Genomic DNA, 17,418 nt, shown 5'->3' with positions numbered 1-17,418 from the left:
CCTGACCTATAATGTAATTCTTCGACAACCTCATACCAGCTCAAAGCGATCTGCCTGCATAACCTTATCCCAGGCCGCTGCGAAGTCTTGCAGAAACTTCTCCTGAGAGTCCTCACAACCATAGACTTCCGCAATGGCCCGCAGCTGGGAGTTCGAGCCAAAGATCAGATCAACACGGGTAGCTGTCCACTTGAGTTCGCCACTTGTACGATCACGCCCCTCAAACAGGTCCTGGTCTTCTGAGGTTGCCTTCCAGATGGTGGCCATGTCAAGCAGGTTCACAAAGAAGTCATTGGTAAGGGCCTCCGGACGCTTGGTGAAAACGCCATGCCGGGAGTTGCCGAAATTCGCATTCAGGACACGCATGCCGCCAATCAGTACGGTCATCTCAGGAGCGGTCAGGGTCAGCAGCTGTGCCCGGTCAACCAGCAGTTCCTCCGCAGATACAGCGTATGTGCTCTTCTGATAGTTGCGGAACCCATCGGCCTTTGGCTCAAGTACCTCAAAGGATGCCGTATCGGTCTGTTCCTGTGAGGCATCTGTGCGGCCCGGCGTAAAGGGGACCGCTACGGTCTGCCCAGCGTTCCGGGCTGCCTGTTCAACGGCTGCGCAGCCGCCCAGCACAATCAGGTCGGCCAGCGACACCCTCTTGTTGCCGGACTGGTCATCGTTAAACTCCTGCTGTACGGCTGCAAGGGCTTCAAGTACCTTGGCCAGCTGCCCGGGCTGGTTGACCTCCCAATCCTTTTGCGGAGCCAGACGGATACGTGCCCCGTTTGCTCCGCCGCGCTTGTCAGAACCGCGGAAGGTGGATGCCGATGCCCAGGCCGTTGCGACCAGTTGAGAGATCGACAGGCCCGAGGCAAGGATCGTGGCCTTAAGATCTGCGATATCACTGTCGTTGATCAGTTCATGCGTAGCAGCTGGCACCGGGTCCTGCCAGATCAGCTCCTCGGCCGGTACCTCCGGTCCCAGGTAGCGAGAACGCGGCCCCATGTCACGGTGGGTCAGTTTAAACCAGGCCCGGGCAAAGGCATCGGCAAACTCGTCCGGATTCGCCAGGTAGCGCCGGGCAATTTTCTCATACACAGGGTCAAAACGCAGCGACAGGTCCGCCGTGGTCATCATCGGACGGCGTTTCTTTGCCGGATCATGGGCATCGACCACCATGTCCTCGTCTTCCACATCTTTTGCCAGCCATTGGTGGGCACCAGCCGGACTTTTGACCAGCTCCCATTCATACTTGAACAAGACCTTCAGATAGCCCATATCCCAGGTGGTGGGGTTTGGCTTCCAGGCGCCTTCAATGCCGCTGGAAATGGTATCGCCCCCCTTGCCGCTCTTGTAACTGCTGATCCACCCCAATCCCTGGGCTTCAAGCGGGGCTGCTTCAGGCTCAGGCCCCACATGATCAGCCGTACCGGCGCCGTGGCATTTGCCAAAAGTGTGACCGCCGGCAATCAGAGCAACGGTTTCTTCATCATTCATGGCCATCCGGGCAAAGGTTTCACGGACGTCACGTCCCGAAGCAACCGGATCAGGATTACCGTCCGGCCCCTCCGGGTTGACATAAATCAGCCCCATCTGTACAGCAGCCAGGGGGTTATCCAGATCACGTTCACCACTATAACGGCTGTGTGGCTTGTCACTGGTGGCCAGCCATTCCTTCTCGCCCCCCCAGTAGACATCCTCTTGCGGTTCCCAGACATCTTCGCGCCCGCCACCAAAACCGAACGTCTTGAACCCCATTGACTCCAGGGCGCAGTTTCCGGCCAGTATCATCAAGTCGGCCCAGGAGATTTTCCTGCCGTATTTCTGCTTGATCGGCCAGAGCAGTCTACGGGCCTTGTCCAGGTTAACGTTGTCAGGCCAGCTGTTGAGCGGCGCCAGACGCTGCGAACCGGAGCCGGCCCCGCCACGACCGTCCCCCATACGGTAGGTCCCGGCACTGTGCCAGGCCATCCGGATCATCAGACCACCGTAATGTCCCCAGTCAGCCGGCCACCAGTCCTGGGAATCAGTCATCAGTGCGACGAGATCCTTTTTTACGGCAGTAAGATCGAGTTTATTGAATTCTTCACGGTAGTTGAACATCTCCCCCATCGGGTTGGACTTCACGGAATGCTGGTGAAGAATATGGAGATTGAGCTGGTTTGGCCACCAATCCCGGTTTGAGGTTCCTCCACCTGCCACTTGCCTGCTGGACTTTCCGGTTACCGGACATCTGCTGTCACTCATACGTTCTGATCCTTTCGTCATAATGGTTGATGAAATGAAACGTATCAAACTTCCACGGACTGGATCTGGGCCGACATCGCCAACTACAGTTTTCCGTAGAATCCTCTAATGTCAAGGCTGCACTATTTTTTTAGGTAATAATAATTACTATTGATAAATTAAAATTAAAGCGGGTGCATCTCATAGATGCAACCCGCTTCCAGAATTAGCCCTACTTTACCTGTACGAACACCGCACCGGCTGCCCCGCAGACCTCGCACTTGTCCGGCGCACCCTTTTCTACGGTATGGCCACAGATCGGACAGACATAGTAATCAAACTGTTCCCCGGCCTGGCCAAGGGTATCAAAGGCCTTCTGGTACAGCTCGGCATGGGTCTTTTCCACGGTGTTGGCATAGCTAAAGGAACGCAGGGCTTCAGCAGCCCCCTCTTCCTTGGCGGCTTCGATCATGGGCGGATACATCTCTTTGAACTCATGGGTCTCCCCACTGATCGCCTCCACCAGATTCTCCTTGGTGGTTTTGATGCCACCCAGTGCCTTCAAGTGATTATGGGCATGCACCGTCTCTGCCTCGGCAGCAGCACGGAACAGCCGGGCGACCTGGGGAAACCCTTCTTTATCAGCCTGCTTGGCAAACGCCAGATATTTACGGTTAGCCTGGGATTCACCGGCAAAAGCATCCTGCAGATTTTTTTCAGATTTTGGTCCATTAGCCATCTGTTCATCCTCCGGTTTGAAAGTAACTGCACCGACTGAGATCGGCTTGTTAGGAATAATACCTATCTAGTAAAATGTCAACACCATTTCTCACAACAGTTCATCCGCAACATACGCAGCTATGGTAATGGCTATTTTTTCAACGGAATTACGATCGTTATTAAAAAGCAATTCATACAGGGCAGGATTATGATCATCCTGGTCCAGAAAATCCCTGGTAAAGGCATCGCGCTGTTTCTGCTGCCTGATCACCATTTTTTCCGCTGCTTCATACTCAATCTGAAGCCGCTGTGCTATGGCGCGCACCTTGAAATCCATTGATCCGTAGATCCTGAAATGCTTTGAATGCTCAAAATGCCTGGTGATGATTGCACCACCCAACTCCATAATGATCACATTCCCCTGTTCTGCAAGGCTGACCACATGCTTGCACAGCAGCCTGAAACAGTCCTGGCTATGGGTCCAGCGTGGAGAAAAGGCTGCCAGTATATCATCCAGAAGACGGTTCTTTTCCCCCAGACTTTCAAGGATATCTTTTGAAATATTGTGGTGTTTTGCCACTTCATCAAGTACGGCCCGGTCGATCAGCAACCAGGGTTCACCACTTTTCCGGCTCATCAGTTCACACACCCGCTCAGCAACCGGATACCCTAGGCATCCGAATTGACGTGAAATCGTCACACAGGGACGTGGCTTTGGTTTTTTATGATGCAGCATCGCCTTCTGTTTCTGGGTACGGTTATACTCCTCCAGTGCCCCTACCCGTAAGTCAACCGACGGAATCAACAAATTATCCGGCATACCGCTCCTCCCTGTTCATAAGACATGAAATAGCACAGCACGCATGCTTTCAGTGTAGCCTGAAAATCCAATCATGCAAGCGTTGCAGGCGGCAGGTCTGTCGCATCTGCAACAGTTTTCTTGACAAAAGCAGTGCAAGAAGTAATGATTCTTACCAAGTAATTGAGAAATGGGGTACTGCCGTGGCAACGACCTGTAGCCAGGAACAGCTAGAGCAGATGATGGAACAGTTTGTGACCGCCTGCAGAGACGCCGGCCTGAAGGTCACCCATCAACGCACAGAAATCTACCGTCAGCTGATCAGACAGCCTGATCACCCGACTGCCGAGACCCTTCACAGGCGCTTGTTGCCAACGCTCCCGACCATCTCACTTGACACGGTCTATCGCACCCTGACCACCCTGGAAGAACACCAGCTGGTTGTTCGCATTCAAACAGCCGAAAGTCAGGCCCGCTTTGAAGTGATCTATACACCGCACCACCACCTGATCTGCAGCCGCTGCAAGCGTGTTGTTGATTTCCAGTGGCCAGCAGCAGACAGCCTGGAACCTCCGGCCACCATTGCCCAGTGGGGGCAGATAGATTCAAAAACCATTGTCATGTACGGTACCTGCAACAACTGCTCAAAACACTGACCACTCACAGACCACCGGCGTTTTCTTCATCAGACTCGTCACCTTCACAAAAACAGTTGACTTCTATTTTTCAATACGATATTGATAACAAAATTCATTTACAAAAATAACGGGGGTGTCATGGGATTCTACCGATCAGACAGACAGCAGGTCTCGTCATCAAATGCCGCACCTGAACTACTGACAAAATACGAAGCCCCCCTGGATTGTCTGACCGCACACCTGATGCTTGAATGTTCTGAAGTACTGGCCGGGGTCAAGCCGGCCAATCTTGTCTCACTGGTTAACCGGACCAGGCCCTGCGGCAGAAATCTGTACCAGCTCTGGCAGGCCCATCAGCATCAGGTTGCCTGCCGATTTGGCAGCCTTGAATTCATTATGCTCCAGGTCAAACCAAGGGCCGTGCTGCTGCTCTGCTTTAACCGAAACCACCTGGAACAGCAGCTGTCCCACGCCGGTATCCGCACACTGCTTCACAAGGCCGGCTACCAGCCACAATCCGGCCTGGACGAACTGCTTGACCTGCTTATACAAAGAATTGCCAAGCATGACCGTTTCCCCCACGAAATCGGCCTGTTTATCGGCTATCCCCCCAAGGATGTGGCAGCATTTATGGGGATGGTTAAACTGCCGTTTACCTGTCAGGCGCTCTGGAAGATCTACGGCAACCCGGCACAAAGTCTGCGCCTGGCAGAAGACTACCGCTGCTGTCGCCAACGCATGGGCGCAATCCTCGCCACCGGCAACCGGCAGATGCTTGAAATCAGAGATTCAGAACACCCCTTTTTTTGTCAAACTAATGATATTGACTTTCATCTTCCTGAAGGAGCAAAGCCATGAGCATCATACTGGTGGGCGGGATGGACCGATTGGGAGAGCAGTACCTGAAGGAGGCCAAAAAACAGGGCATGCGCCTGCGGATCTTCAGCCGGGCCGAGCAGAACATGGGCGGTAAGATCAAGCATGCCGATGCCGTTGTCATCTTCACCAACAAGGTTTCGCACCAGGCACGTAACGAGGCGATGTCTGCCGCTAAAAAACAGGGAATACCGGTGTTTATGCACCATGCCTGCGGTGTCTGCACCCTGCGTGAATGTCTGAACTGCGTCAGCTTGATACAGCAACAACCGGCATCTGCTATCTGCAGTCAATCAGGAAAGGAGGCACAGACCTAAGATGGGAAAGCGGGTCATCACCAGTGCAGATCTGTTTGCTAACCAGCAGGAAATCACCATCCTGCACGCGGATGAAGAATACCGTTTAAGGATTACCGGCAATAACAAACTTATCTTGACCAAGTAATTCTTGAGTCGAACCAAACAAGTCAATACGCCAGCCACAGGTGTCTCTTTTCACCATATAGCCAGCCCAGACTCAAAATCCGGCTTATGACAGGAGACACCCCATGCCCCCAGTACGTTCAACCACCCTTGCGTTTTGTCTTGCCCTTGTAACTGCCGGTTCAGCTTTTGCCGGACCTCCCCTTGCCACCGATGATGCCGGTACCGTTGATGTCGGCAAGGTGGAGATTGAGCTGAACAGCTCCTACGGTTACGACAGACAGACCGTTAACGGATCGACCACCATGACCAATACGGTTGACGGTGAGCTAAAGATCACCACCGGCCTATATAAGGACCTGGGCATCTCCCTGGCGATTCCCTACCTGTTCAATGAACGTTCCCATCTGGATGGTGCCGTATCCAACACCGACGGGTTTGGCGACATGACCCTGGAGGTCAAGTACCGCTTTGCAGAACTGGCCGGTATCAACCTGGCGATCAAGCCCACGGTCATCATCCCCGCCGGCAAGTACAGCAATGGTTTGTCCGAGGGACGCTGGCAGTTTGGCGGTACCCTGATCGCCACCCGTGAGTTTGCCGACGGCGCCTATGCCCTGCATGCCAACCTTGGCTATGAGTATCACCACTACCGTGAAGATGACGGCACACAGCGCAGCAACCTCTGGTCCGGCTCCATTGCCTGTGAGGCTGAGCTTGTCAAGGGCCTGTTTGCAGTAGCTGATTTAGGCCTTGCCACCAACCCGGACAAGAGCTCAAACGAGCTGCCGGTCTATGCCCTGACCGGTCTGCGTTACGAAATCAACGATCAGCTGGATATCAATACCGGTGTCAAGTTCGGCCTGACCAGGCCGGAGACAGACGTGAGCGCACTGTACGGGCTGGTACTAAAATTCTAACAGCTGATTGCTGCAAAAGAATGCAATGAACACTCTTGGCGGGGCAGTGAAAAAGCGGTCAGCACCCTGCTTTACCTGCCACAGAAAGAAAAACCAGAAGAGGAACAATCTGCCCTTAAATCAGCTCTGCAGGGTCAATTCACACCGCTCAGCTCATTCAGCTTCATGGCCTTTGTGCTGCTCTACATGCCCTGCGTGGTGGTTGGAGCTGCCATGCAGCAGGAGTTCGGAACCTGGAAATGGGTTGGTGTGGCGACAGCAATTGTGGGGGGAATTGCAACCGGTAACAACAGCATACCGGGCTAGCCACGGACTGTAACGCAGCCAGCCCGGTATGTATAAAAAAGTGCCCTTAACTACTTAACTCGGTATCCGTCCGACAGGGTTTTCATAAAGACCACAATCGCCTCTTCTTCAGCATCGGTCAGACCAAGATTTCCCATTTCCACCATGTTCATGTTCATGGCAGTTTCAGGCAAAGGCCAACAACTGACCTTTTCTCCCTTGTCACCAGGCTTGCAGACCGGCAGACTATCGCGGGTGTTATAAAAATGTACAACTTCCTTCAGACTTTTAAAGTAGCCATTGTGTCCAAACGCTTTGACAAAGTCCGGAGAAGTCCGTTTATCAACATTCCGCAGGGTTGGCACCTTATGTTTGCCGTACTCAACACGAGCCTGTTTCTGCCAGGCTTTTTCACCGGCTAGAAAACCTCCCAGACCTGGATCCACCCAGGCCTGACCTTCCGGGTTATAGACCTTCTGGCTATAGAACTGATTATGAGGATTACGGGGCACTCCAATGTTATCATAGGTAAAGTCAGTAAACAGAGGTTTCCTACCGCTTGATGGGTGGCACTGAGAGCATTTACCCTTGCCGTTAAACAGCTTAAGTCCCAATTGCTCCTGTTTGCTCAGTTTTGCCTTACCGGCCTGCCAGGCATCAAATTTTGAACTGAACGGGTTCACCTCTGGAGACAACTCAAAGGCAGCTATGGCGTGTGCAATAGCATCGTAAGCCTTACCAACCTTTACATGCTCTGTATCAGTCATGACCGCTTTATAGCCATCGCTTGAGCAGAGTTTATCTATTTCTGCAGGCCAGCTAACAGCACAGATTCCTGGATAGATTTTTTGCAATTCAGAAGCATAAGAGGCATTACAGACACGGCTGACAACACAGACTGCATCTGCAAAACCATGCTCAACCGGATTCAGGAACGGCCCCTGAGCCTGTTCTGCTGCGGTACTTTTTAACCGCTTGCCTGTTGCACGACCATCCCAAAAGGCTCCACCGATAAAGACCTTTTCCTTTTTATCCCAACGCAACACCGGGCTTTGGGCAACATAGGCCGCACTTGGTGGCCGACGATTGCCAAAACGGTCACTGAATGAACCGTTGTAAACGCCTCCCAGACTGTTCAATGTACTGTCTGGACCGCTCCAACCAACCTCCGGGGCATGACAGGTAGCACAAGACTGATTACGAACTGCAGAGAGGTTCGTATCGAAAAAAATCATCTTTCCCACCTGCTGAAGCGGTGTCAACTCAACTGCTGTTGCACTCAAAGTACTACTTACCAATAACACCACCACAGCAATCAGCTTCTGCACTGCCATACTACCTCCTTTACAGGTTAATATTTTAGACAGGAATGAACTTTAGCAGATTTTTATTATTCTTCAAATAAAACGCGGTGGAAGAGATCTCCTTCCACCGCGCCACACTCATCACTCAACTATTTTGGGGTTATTTCACAGGAGCTGCCAGACGAAATCCCAGGTTATAGGGTCAAGTCTCATTTTTCTCGATTTCACTCACCCAGCGCGGATGGCGGTGTTCAGCATATTCCCGCGTCACCCGGCCAGTCAGCATCCCCCGCAGCATCGGACGGTTCGGTTTGATCAGCAGGGCAGCAACATGTCCCAGAAAGGCCATAAAAAACAGGATAAAGCCTACGTTGTGCATCCAGGTGGCCCAAAGCAACAGGGTACGGTCAAGATCTGGGGCGTAGATATTCTTCCAGGTCTTGATCAGACCGGACACCACCAGCAACAGCACCGGAATTGCAATGGCCACATAGGCCAACCGTTGCTCAGGCAGATACTTGCCAAAGGGAGGCTCCGGCTGATTGGTGATAAAGGTTTTTAACACCTTGACGGATTCCGAAACGTCACCACTTTGGGGAATCATGGCCCGTTCCTGCAACAACAGGTGGTAGACCAGGTGAAACAGCACCAGTCCCACAAAGACCACTGAAGCGATATAGTGCAGTTTGAGGGTGAAAAAGAACTCGCCCGACCACCAGAAACCGGGAATGGCGGTAATCTTGTAACGGGCAGCCGAGGGCAGTTGGAAAATGCCGCTCATCAGCAGCGCTATCCCGGAGATCGCAATACCCCAATGTTCCAGCAACACAATCAGTTCATGACGTTTGATCAGTTTGACCGTTGACATCAGCGACTCTCCTTTCCGGCATGTTCTGCCCTGCGTTGCGATAATTTACCTAATGCCCCCACCAGACCAGCTACCAGGCCGATGGCCGGTGCCGCCAGTACCGCTTTGCCGAGCCCGTCGCTCTCAGCCATCTTGCGTTTGACATCCGGCTTCAACAGTGGCTGGCCCTTTTTGGGGTCAGGAGAGGCCGGAGTAAGTTTTTGTTCCAATTCCCTGAACGGGACCGGAGAGACATACAGGGTAGAGGTGCCACCGTTTTCCTGTTTGCCAAAGATATGCCCCCCCAGAGCCGCAGCCCGCTTTTCCGCTTCGGCATGGATCTGCTCACGGGGACCGATCAGCATCGCCTTCTTCGGGCAGGCATCAATGCAGGCCGGAGTTTTGCCTGCTTTCAGACGGTCAATACAAAGATCGCACTTGTACATCACCCCGTTGCCCATAAGCTCCTTGGCCACCTTCAGGTAGATACCAACTCCGGATTGGCGCTGAGGGATCTGCCAGGGACAGACGGTCTTGCACTTGGCACCGCCAAAACAGAGCTCCTGGTCAATCACCACAGCTCCGTTCTTATCCTTGGTATTGGCAGAGAAGGGACAGATGGTGGCACAGGCCGGGTTATCACAATGCATACAGCGCCGGGGAATGGAGAGGTTCTTTTCCTGACCATTAACCATGATCTGTGCCTTTTGAACCATGATCCGGTTATAGGGAGTCAGGCGGTTTGCCACCTCCTGCTTCTTTGACCAATCCTCAATAATATTGGTGGGAAAAGGCGAGGGAATCGGATCAACCGGCTTCGGAACAGTATGGTTCTTCTCCTGCTTACAGGAAGTGACGCAGGCCGGCTGAGGCCGGTCGGCACAGCCGTCACAGAGGGACAGGTCAATCAGGGTCGCCAGTTTGCCTTCCAGGGGGGCTGCCAGAAGCTGTTTCGGCAGTGTTGCAAGGCCGGTAACACCGGCCAGAAGGGCTGCCGAGACCTTGAAAAGGCCACGGCGGGAAAGAGCACCTGCTTGTTGATCGTGTTGCATGAACATCAACTCCTTACCGCATTTTTAACCAATATATGAATATATGAATATTATGTCAACCCCCGACACCATAGGCATGTCAACGTAGCACCTAAGACTCAAACAGATGGGCAGCAAATACCAGCTGATCCGCCTTGCCCAATACCAGTACAATATCATCCACCTCAAACTGCCAGACCGGATCAGGGTTGGAGTTGACCTCATCCCCCCGCTTGATCACCAGCACGGAGACTCCGGAACGCTCCCGCAGCAGGCCGTCGCGCAGCTGGGTGCCTTCAAGTGTTGAACCGGGTTGGACCCGAAAGGTACCCAGCTCAACCCCGGACAGGTAGCCTGATATGCCTGTAGCATGGCTGTGGCGCCGACTGACCGTCCTGAACATCTGATAGGAGTCACGGCGGATCTCGGCAATGCAGTGGTCAATCTGGTCATGGGGGATCATGTAGGTACGCAACACCCGCGAAAAGATCTCCACTGAGGTCTCAAACTCCTCCGGAACCACATCATTGACCCCCAATTGGAAAAGCGGTTCCATCTCAGCCACATAACGGGTACGAACAATCAGATGGATATTGGGACGCATCTGGCGGGCCATGGCAGCGACCCGGCGAGTGGCAGTGGCATCGGAAATAGCTATCACAACAATGCGTGCCTTTTCAATCATGGCGTGAGAGAGGATCTCTGGCCTGGAGGCATCGCCAAAGATGATCCGGGTACCTTTCTTGCGTTCTGCCTTGACCGTATGGTGATTGGTCTCAATGGCAATGTAACGGATACCGTTGCCGTTTAACACCCTGGCCAGGTTTTTGCCATTAACCCCAAAACCAACAATGATAACATGGTCTTCCATTGGAAAACGGTCGTGACTAACGCCGGTCACTCTTACACCTTGTTTAAGTACTGCGGGCAGCCGTTTCGTCACCCAGTTGGAAAATGGCTCTGCAAACTTAAGAAAAAAGGGCGTCAGGGCCATGGTTGTTACTGAAGCAGCCAGAAAAAGCTGATACTGGGCATCTGACAGCAGACCGTATTTCTGTCCGGCATGGGAGAGTACAAAGGCAAACTCCCCTACTTGGGCCAACAACAGGCCACTGATCAGGGCCGGTCGGGGTGGAAACCTCAGCACCAATGCTGCAGCGGATGCCACTAACCACTTGATCAGCACAATACTGATCACAATCAGCAGCACGGCCAACGGTTGCCTCAGTACTGCTGCCGGGTCCAACAACATGCCGACCGAGATGAAGAAGAGACTCATAAAGGCATCCCGGAACGGGATAATATCGCCCATCACCTGATGGCTGTATTCTGATTCAGAGATGGCCAGTCCGGCAATAAAAGCCCCCAATGCCAGGGACAACCCGACCTGGGCAGTCAGAAAGGCGGTACCAAAGCCGACAAAGATGATGGTCAGGATAAACAGTTCACGGCTTCTGGCCCGAACAACCTGATGAAAGATCCAGGGCACGGCAAAACGGGCACTAAAATGGGAGATCACCACCACCAGCAGCGCCTTGGCGGAAACAATCACAATCCCGGTTAGGCCATCCCCTGCCCCTCCCAAAAACGGGGTAAGCAGCATCAGCGGCACCACACAGAGATCCTGGAAGATCAGAATCCCAAGACAGGTCTTGCCGTGGGGAGAGTCCATCTCGCCGGAGTCCATCAACAGCTTCATTAGAATGGCGGTACTGGAAAGGGAGACCAAAAAACCGAAAAAGACCGATTGTTGCCACGAAAATCCCAGGGCGATCCAGAGCAGTGCCACCGCGCCAATGGTCACACCAACCTGCAGCCCACCGCCCCACAACACCAGGTGCCTGATCCGCAGCAACTCTTTCAGCGAAAATTCAATCCCGATGGTGAATAACAGCAGCACCACCCCTATCTCAGCCATCTGCTCAACCTGATGGGTATCCTTGATCAACCCCAGCGCATAGGGACCGGCCACAATGCCGGTACAGAGGAATCCAATGATGGAAGGGAGCTTGAACTGCCGAAACAACACCACGGTTACCAGGGCAAGGCCAAACAACAGCACCAGATCTTTTAACAGACTGAACTCCACCTTTCACCTCCAGCGGTTTACATAGGCTACCAGATCAAACCTGCGTTAGCAGCTATCTTACCCCAGGTACCAGAACTTGCCAAACACCGGGCGTTCGCCCCAGGCCCGGCCATGCACACCGCAGACCGACCAGGCTATGCCGCAGCAACCATTGGGATCATCGCCATCAAGGAAATAGCATCCAGATGCACTACCGTACTGATCGCCTTTTCCGGTGTCTCAGACCACGCACGCAGCTGGATCAGCTTAACTGCCGGAACGGAACTGCTGCTTGATTTCTCTGTAGTATGGCACCATCCTTTTCAGGCATTTTCCAACGCTTTCTTTGTCCGATGGGTCGCCACCGCATTCCAGGGGTCATCAGGCCAGGGATGCTTGGGATACCTGCCCCGCAGCTCCTTGCGCACCTCCTGGTAGCCCCGTCCCCAGAATCCCCGCAGATCACGGGTAACGGCCACCGGCCGGCCGGCCGGTGAAAGCAGATGCACCAGCACCGCCCTTCTGCCACGGCAGATCAAGGGAGACTCGGCCAGACCGAACAGTTCCTGCAGCTTAACTGACAAGACCGGCCCTTCATCGGCCGTATAGTCCAGACGAACATGACGGCCACTGGGTACAGCCAGCTCAACAGGCACAACAGAATCCAGCAATTGTAACGACCTCCAGCCAAGAAGCTCCTGTAACAGAGTGAGTATTGCCAGTTGCCCCAGCTCCTGTTGGGAACGCAGACCGGATAGCCGGCTTGCCAGCCACTGTTCCGGGTGTTCAGACAACCAGGTGTCAGACAGGTCAGGCCAGCCCTCCTCCGGCAGCAGGCGATACGCCAGCATTACCCGGGACTGCAGTTGCCGGGCCGTATCCGACCAGCCCAGCAGCCCTACCCCCTGACAACGCACTTGTTCCAGTAACAATGCTGTTGCCTCGGCATCGTCGGCCACAACCTGGCGCGAAGAGAGTACAACCGCCCTGATCTGTTCCTGCTCCGTTGCAGAGACCCGCGCAGCGGCCTGATCCCAGTTGACTGAGCGCTGCCGGATAATCAGCTGCGGCACGGTCTGACGCAGCTGGTCAACAGTTATTGCTGCTGATTGATGAATGACCCCTTCAGCGCCATCGCCCCCATCCACCTGCAGGGCCACCAGCAACTCTGCCTGGCTGTTCCTGCAGACAGCACCACGGCCAGACGCCAGCAGGTAGCGTCCTTCGTCCCCCGGACGCCGCCTGGCGATCCGGTCCGGCCAGGCCAGGATCAAGAGCGGGGCGCGCACTGCATCAGTAGACGGCTGGATGCCGCGCTCCCTTCGTCCCCCCATCAATTGCAATAGCTGTTGTTCTGTTTGTTCGATCGCTGTCAGGGCCGATGGACGGTTTGAGAGTTCTGCCGCCAATCTGCAGGCCGCGGGCAGCAGTTGCAGTTCCTGGCCGGCAATCAGCAGCCTGGCCAAACGCGGATGGAGCGGCAGACGCACCATGCGCCGCCCAAGCCTGGTTATTGCACCATTCCGGTCCAGAGCCCCCAGCAGTTGCAACAACACTCGTGCTGCTGCCAGATGTGCTGCAGGCGGTTGATCAAGCCAGGCCAGCTCTTCTGGCGTCGCCCCCCAGGCAGCCAACTCAAGTACAAGTGGCGCCAGGTCTGCGGTCAGTATCTCTGGTGGAGTAAACGGTGTCATGGCCTGAAAGCTCTGTTCACCATAGAGACGATAACAGACCCCCGGGCCGGTACGGCCCGCCCTGCCGGTACGCTGCAGGGCGGATGCCCGGGATGCCCGCACCGTCACCAGCCGTTCAAGGCCGGTGCCCGGATCAAACTGCAATCGCCTGGACAACCCGCTATCCACCACAATCTGGACGCCATTGATGGTCAGACTGGTCTCGGCAATATTGGTGGCCAGCACCACCCGCCTGCTCGTTCCCGGCTGAATAGCCTGTTGTTGCTGCACAAAGGGAAGATCGCCATACAAGGGGCAGATCATGCCATCAACACTGCCATCCAGTTCACGCTGGACAGCCCTGATCTCACTGCTGCCGGGCAAAAAGGCCAGCAGGTCCCCAGGATTGTCACGCAGGGCCAGCCTGATAGCCCCGGCCATCTGCCAGGCCAGCGACTGTTGCCGGCTTGCGGCAGGGAGATAACGCACATCCACGGCAAAAGAACGGCCCTCTGACGATAGGATCGGGGCATCTCCCAGCAGCTTCGCCAACGGGGCACAATCAAGGGTGGCAGACATGACCAGCAGCTTCAGGTCAGGGCGCAGGGCAGCCTGGGCCTCAAGGCAGAGGGCCAGCCCCAGGTCAGCATGAATGGATCGTTCATGGAATTCATCAAAGATGATGCAGGCAACACCGGCAAGTTCAGGATCTTCCTGCAGACGACGGGTCAGAATCCCCTCCGTCACCACCTCAATCCTGGTTTGCGCTGACAGCCTGCGCTCGAAACGGATGCTGTAGCCAACGGTCTGTCCCACCTGCTCTCCCAGTGAGGCAGCCATATAGCGGGCAGCGGAGACTGCAGCAATCCTGCGAGGCTCCAGCATAATTATCCGGCCGTTACCCGGGGGGATGATCTTCAGTAACGCCAAAGGCACACGGGTAGTCTTGCCTGCTCCCGGCGGGGCAGACAGCACGATGTTGGCATGCGTCTGCAGGGTGGCAAGCAGTTGAGGCAGGACATGGTCAATCGGAAGGGTTCCTGATGTCATCTCCGTATGTCCTGTATTGGCGTTTGCCGGCCGGTCAGCAGGCGAATATCTGCAGGGACCGCCTTCCTGCAGCAGCAGGTATGAAAATGACAAAGCACTTTGCATAGCTCCATAGATAGCGTTATACTAATGCATATCCCCCCTCAATCAACAGATAAAACAAGTGAGGCCAGTGTCATGATGCAGCCCACCTTCAGCAATCAGAATGATGAGCGGCTCACCCGATCCATTGAGGGAAGTCTGAGCCTGATGTCACTCAGTGACCTGATTCAGTGGATTGAAGGCACCAAAAAGTCAGGGACACTGATTGTCACCAATGATGAGTATACCCGCCGCTTTTTCTTTCAGGACGGAAGGCTGATCTTTGTCTGGTGTGATCAGGAGGGTCAGCAGCTATATGATGCAATCCGGGATCAGTTCGGCCTCTCTATGGAACGGATCATGGAGGCCCTCAAGCAGTCTGAACAGCTGGGGATCTCATTTATCGGACTGCTCTCAAGTGAAGAAGGCATCCCACTTGAGCACCTGGGAGGACTGATCTCCACCCTGGCTGAACAATCGCTGACAACCTCCCTGGCCTGGCGCACCGGCTCGTTCCGTTTCAGCGATTTTCTCCCGGCTGCTGTCCTCTGCAGCCCGGTCAATATCAAACCGACCAAGGTTTTGCTGGACTCTACCGTTCAGATTGATGAGGCCCGCCTGATCGAGCTGGCAAGTCTTGACCCGGTGCTGAACGAGGTCTACGACCTGATCCGTAAAGGTGCCCTGGATATCCCGCCGCTGCCCACCGAAATGCAGCTCTTGATGGACAAGATCAACAGTCCGGGACTCACCATTGAGCAGATTATTGAATGCCTGACCGACCCGCTGCTGGTCTCCAAAATCCTGCGGGTCTCCAACTCGCCATTTTATGGCAGGCGCGGCAAGGTTGGCACCCTGCGCGATGCCGTGGTGTACATGGGCCTTAAATCGTTGATGAGCATTGTTACGGTCAACGCCCTCAGCGGCTTCTCGCCTCAGCATGCCGAAGAGATCGAGCAGATCCTGCACCACTCCATGATGGTAGGCATGATTGCCAAGCAACTGGCACGGGACATGGGAGGAAACCATGACCAGGCATTTGTCTGCGGACTGCTGCATGACATCGGCTGGATCGTGATGCTGGAGATGCTCTCAAAGTACGATCTCGACAAGGAAAAGCGGGATTACCTGATGCGGGTACACCACACCACCCTGGGGGCGCTGGTGGCCAAAAAATGGAATTTTTCTGAGGAGATACAAGAAGTCATCAAAAACCACCACCTACCGGAAAAAGCCGAGGCTCATCAGCAGCTGGTGCAGATTATCTATCTTTCCGATCAGCTGGCAAAGAACGAATCCCCGCTGCCGGATGATGTGGTCTCAGCATTGGCAGCCCATTCAAGTGAATGGGTAGCACCGTTTTCAGACCACCTTGAAGAGCTTGACCGGGAAATCGACAGCATCCTTTCACCGGGATAGACAGGGATCGCCGTCAGCCCCGAGCATCAGCCATAGATCGACTCAACGGTCTGCTTGACCTGCTGCACCAGCTCCGCCAACGACGCACGGAAGTCCGACAGCCGCCTGACCCCCAGGCCGCTCAACTGCCGTTCCAGCTCCAGCATATCAACACCATAGACCTGGCCTTCACGCTGTTCAGCATTTTCATATTTACAACAGAATCCGACGTTCAGACAGATCTGATCCGCAATATGGACAAGGCGGGTCAAGGCGGACATGCTGTCACCCTGCGGCCCATGGTGGTTCCTGATGACATCAATATAGACCTCAGGAAAGCGCCATTGCTCAGCCAACAGGGCCCCTACTTCAGCATGGCTGGTGCCAAAGACCTCCATCTCAGCCTGATAGAGATCCAACTCCCGCTCACGTGCCAGAACCAGCACACGGGTGAATTCGTCACGACGTTGCTGGCTGAGTATGACCTCCCCGATATCATGTAAAATACCGGCAATATAGGCCTGATCCTGTGGAATATCATCACTGAAAGAGGCAAGTTTTTTGGCTACCAGGCCAACACCAAAGGCATGTTCCCAGCAGTACTGCATCTTTAACGGAGTCCGGCTCTGTGAGTCCGTAAGCTCGAGAAAGCATGAGGTCAGAATGATTTCAAACACCCGCTGCGGTCCCAGATAGATCAGGGCCTGACGCACAGAGTCAATCTCCTGCAGCAGCTTGTAGAGCGGTGAATTGACAATCCTGATCACCCGGGCGGCCATAACCTGGTCCGCCAGCAGGATATCAGCCACCTCACCCATATCAACTTCAGATTCATTCAACAGCTGTATGGCACGTGAGGCCGCAGCCGGTACTGTGGGAAGGACTTTGAAGGTCTTCATGATAGCTTGGGCAGTGCTCAGCGGGGTCAAACTCATGGACATGTAAACTCCAGAAACCAGTCAAATCGTATTATTGTTCGTGCACTATAGCAGACTGTTAACGGTATTGAAAAGGGTAGTTTCGTTCCTTGACAGCCTCTACTGCGTCGGGTAGGGTACCGATTGATTAAAAAAGTGGAATTTAACCTGT

General features: G+C 54.2%; 15 protein-coding genes and 1 pseudogene. 7 read left to right on the top strand and 9 right to left on the bottom strand.

Translation table 11 applies throughout. The features are described from left to right. Positions 1-30: 30 nt before the first annotated feature. The 3 genes from katG to FY034_RS07740 all read right to left on the bottom strand — a co-directional run bounded on the left by katG (position 31) and on the right by FY034_RS07740 (position 3,757). Positions 31-2,238, bottom strand: a complete 2,208-nt coding sequence (gene katG, locus FY034_RS07750; protein ID WP_265554937.1) for a catalase/peroxidase HPI — start codon at positions 2,236-2,238, stop codon at positions 31-33. A 211-nt stretch (positions 2,239-2,449) separates the two neighbouring features. Further along, the gene (locus tag FY034_RS07745; protein WP_265554935.1) at positions 2,450-2,956 is read right to left on the bottom strand and encodes a rubrerythrin family protein; all 507 of its coding nucleotides are present in this window, start codon (positions 2,954-2,956) and stop codon (positions 2,450-2,452) included. 90 nt (positions 2,957-3,046) lie between these two features. After that, on the bottom strand, positions 3,047-3,757 hold the full coding sequence (locus tag FY034_RS07740; protein WP_265554934.1) for an AAA family ATPase: 711 nt from the start codon (positions 3,755-3,757) through the stop codon (positions 3,047-3,049). A gap of 182 nt (positions 3,758-3,939) precedes the next feature. On the opposite strand from FY034_RS07740, the gene FY034_RS07735 reads away from it, so the two are divergent. The 6 genes and pseudogenes from FY034_RS07735 (at position 3,940) to FY034_RS19035 (ending at position 6,898) form a co-directional block, all read left to right on the top strand. Then, the gene (locus FY034_RS07735) at positions 3,940-4,392 is read left to right on the top strand and encodes a Fur family transcriptional regulator (protein WP_265554932.1); all 453 of its coding nucleotides are present in this window, start codon (positions 3,940-3,942) and stop codon (positions 4,390-4,392) included. Between the two features lie 120 nt (positions 4,393-4,512). Next, positions 4,513-5,232, top strand: a complete 720-nt coding sequence (locus tag FY034_RS07730; RefSeq protein ID WP_265554930.1) for a DUF3793 family protein — start codon at positions 4,513-4,515, stop codon at positions 5,230-5,232. Then, complete coding sequence (locus FY034_RS07725) at positions 5,229-5,567, top strand: DUF2325 domain-containing protein (RefSeq protein WP_265554927.1); 339 nt, start codon at positions 5,229-5,231, stop codon at positions 5,565-5,567. The genes FY034_RS07730 and FY034_RS07725 overlap by 4 nt, the downstream gene beginning before the upstream one ends. Before the next feature lie 22 nt (positions 5,568-5,589). Further along, positions 5,590-5,694: pseudogene (gene hemP, locus FY034_RS07720) on the top strand (hemin uptake protein HemP); the annotation flags it as partial. A 103-nt stretch (positions 5,695-5,797) separates the two neighbouring features. Continuing rightward, positions 5,798-6,592 (top strand): transporter, encoded by a 795-nt coding sequence (locus FY034_RS07715; RefSeq protein WP_265554924.1) that lies wholly within the window; start codon positions 5,798-5,800, stop codon positions 6,590-6,592. Positions 6,593-6,757: 165 nt separating this feature from the next. Next, positions 6,758-6,898 (top strand): hypothetical protein, encoded by a 141-nt coding sequence (locus FY034_RS19035; protein WP_416222773.1) that lies wholly within the window; start codon positions 6,758-6,760, stop codon positions 6,896-6,898. A gap of 50 nt (positions 6,899-6,948) precedes the next feature. Here the strand turns inward: FY034_RS19035 and FY034_RS07705 are convergent, their stop codons facing one another. From FY034_RS07705 to hrpB, 5 genes are all read right to left on the bottom strand, one after another. Then, positions 6,949-8,211, bottom strand: a complete 1,263-nt coding sequence (locus FY034_RS07705; protein ID WP_265554922.1) for a cytochrome-c peroxidase — start codon at positions 8,209-8,211, stop codon at positions 6,949-6,951. A 172-nt stretch (positions 8,212-8,383) separates the two neighbouring features. Continuing rightward, a complete protein-coding gene (locus FY034_RS07700) occupies positions 8,384-9,049 on the bottom strand; it encodes a formate dehydrogenase subunit gamma (protein ID WP_265554921.1) in 666 nt (221 codons plus the stop codon). Next, on the bottom strand, positions 9,049-10,080 hold the full coding sequence (locus FY034_RS07695) for a 4Fe-4S dicluster domain-containing protein (protein ID WP_265554920.1): 1,032 nt from the start codon (positions 10,078-10,080) through the stop codon (positions 9,049-9,051). Before FY034_RS07695 ends, FY034_RS07700 begins: the two co-directional genes overlap by 1 nt. Positions 10,081-10,171: 91 nt before the next feature. Next, entirely contained in the window at positions 10,172-12,148 is a 1,977-nt protein-coding gene (locus FY034_RS07690) for a monovalent cation:proton antiporter family protein (RefSeq protein ID WP_265554918.1), read from the bottom strand. Positions 12,149-12,450: 302 nt separating this feature from the next. Beyond that, complete coding sequence (hrpB, locus tag FY034_RS07685; RefSeq protein WP_265554916.1) at positions 12,451-14,850, bottom strand: ATP-dependent helicase HrpB; 2,400 nt, start codon at positions 14,848-14,850, stop codon at positions 12,451-12,453. Between the two features lie 177 nt (positions 14,851-15,027). Here hrpB and FY034_RS07680 point away from each other — a divergent pair, with 177 nt between their 5' ends. Continuing rightward, on the top strand, positions 15,028-16,350 hold the full coding sequence (locus tag FY034_RS07680) for an HDOD domain-containing protein (protein ID WP_265554914.1): 1,323 nt from the start codon (positions 15,028-15,030) through the stop codon (positions 16,348-16,350). 26 nt (positions 16,351-16,376) lie between these two features. On the opposite strand, the gene FY034_RS07675 is transcribed toward FY034_RS07680, so the two are convergent. Beyond that, on the bottom strand, positions 16,377-17,270 hold the full coding sequence (locus FY034_RS07675; RefSeq protein ID WP_265554913.1) for an HDOD domain-containing protein: 894 nt from the start codon (positions 17,268-17,270) through the stop codon (positions 16,377-16,379). Between the last annotated feature and the right edge of the window lie 148 nt (positions 17,271-17,418).

The sequence above is a fragment of the Trichlorobacter lovleyi genome (genome assembly GCF_015239775.1).
GTDB classification, from domain to species: Bacteria; Desulfobacterota; Desulfuromonadia; order Geobacterales; family Pseudopelobacteraceae; genus Trichlorobacter; species Trichlorobacter lovleyi_B.
The sequence above is the reverse complement of the archived record's forward strand: the minus strand, read 5'-3'. Positions and strand labels throughout refer to the sequence as shown.

Bases quoted from the DNA above. Each gene is read 5' to 3' on its own strand.
- katG (WP_265554937.1), bottom strand. From the start codon at position 2,238: ATGAGTGACAGCAGATGTCCGGTAACCGGAAAGTCCAGCAGGCAAGTG.
- FY034_RS07745 (WP_265554935.1), bottom strand. From the start codon at position 2,956: ATGGCTAATGGACCAAAATCTGAAAAAAATCTGCAGGATGCTTTTGCC.
- FY034_RS07740 (WP_265554934.1), bottom strand. From the start codon at position 3,757: ATGCCGGATAATTTGTTGATTCCGTCGGTTGACTTACGGGTAGGGGCA.
- FY034_RS07730 (WP_265554930.1), top strand. From the start codon at position 4,513: ATGGGATTCTACCGATCAGACAGACAGCAGGTCTCGTCATCAAATGCC.
- FY034_RS07725 (WP_265554927.1), top strand. From the start codon at position 5,229: ATGAGCATCATACTGGTGGGCGGGATGGACCGATTGGGAGAGCAGTAC.
- FY034_RS07715 (WP_265554924.1), top strand. From the start codon at position 5,798: ATGCCCCCAGTACGTTCAACCACCCTTGCGTTTTGTCTTGCCCTTGTA.
- FY034_RS19035 (WP_416222773.1), top strand. From the start codon at position 6,758: ATGGCCTTTGTGCTGCTCTACATGCCCTGCGTGGTGGTTGGAGCTGCC.
- FY034_RS07705 (WP_265554922.1), bottom strand. From the start codon at position 8,211: ATGGCAGTGCAGAAGCTGATTGCTGTGGTGGTGTTATTGGTAAGTAGT.
- FY034_RS07700 (WP_265554921.1), bottom strand. From the start codon at position 9,049: ATGTCAACGGTCAAACTGATCAAACGTCATGAACTGATTGTGTTGCTG.
- FY034_RS07695 (WP_265554920.1), bottom strand. From the start codon at position 10,080: ATGCAACACGATCAACAAGCAGGTGCTCTTTCCCGCCGTGGCCTTTTC.
- hrpB (WP_265554916.1), bottom strand. From the start codon at position 14,850: ATGACATCAGGAACCCTTCCGATTGACCATGTCCTGCCTCAACTGCTT.
- FY034_RS07680 (WP_265554914.1), top strand. From the start codon at position 15,028: ATGATGCAGCCCACCTTCAGCAATCAGAATGATGAGCGGCTCACCCGA.
- FY034_RS07675 (WP_265554913.1), bottom strand. From the start codon at position 17,270: ATGTCCATGAGTTTGACCCCGCTGAGCACTGCCCAAGCTATCATGAAG.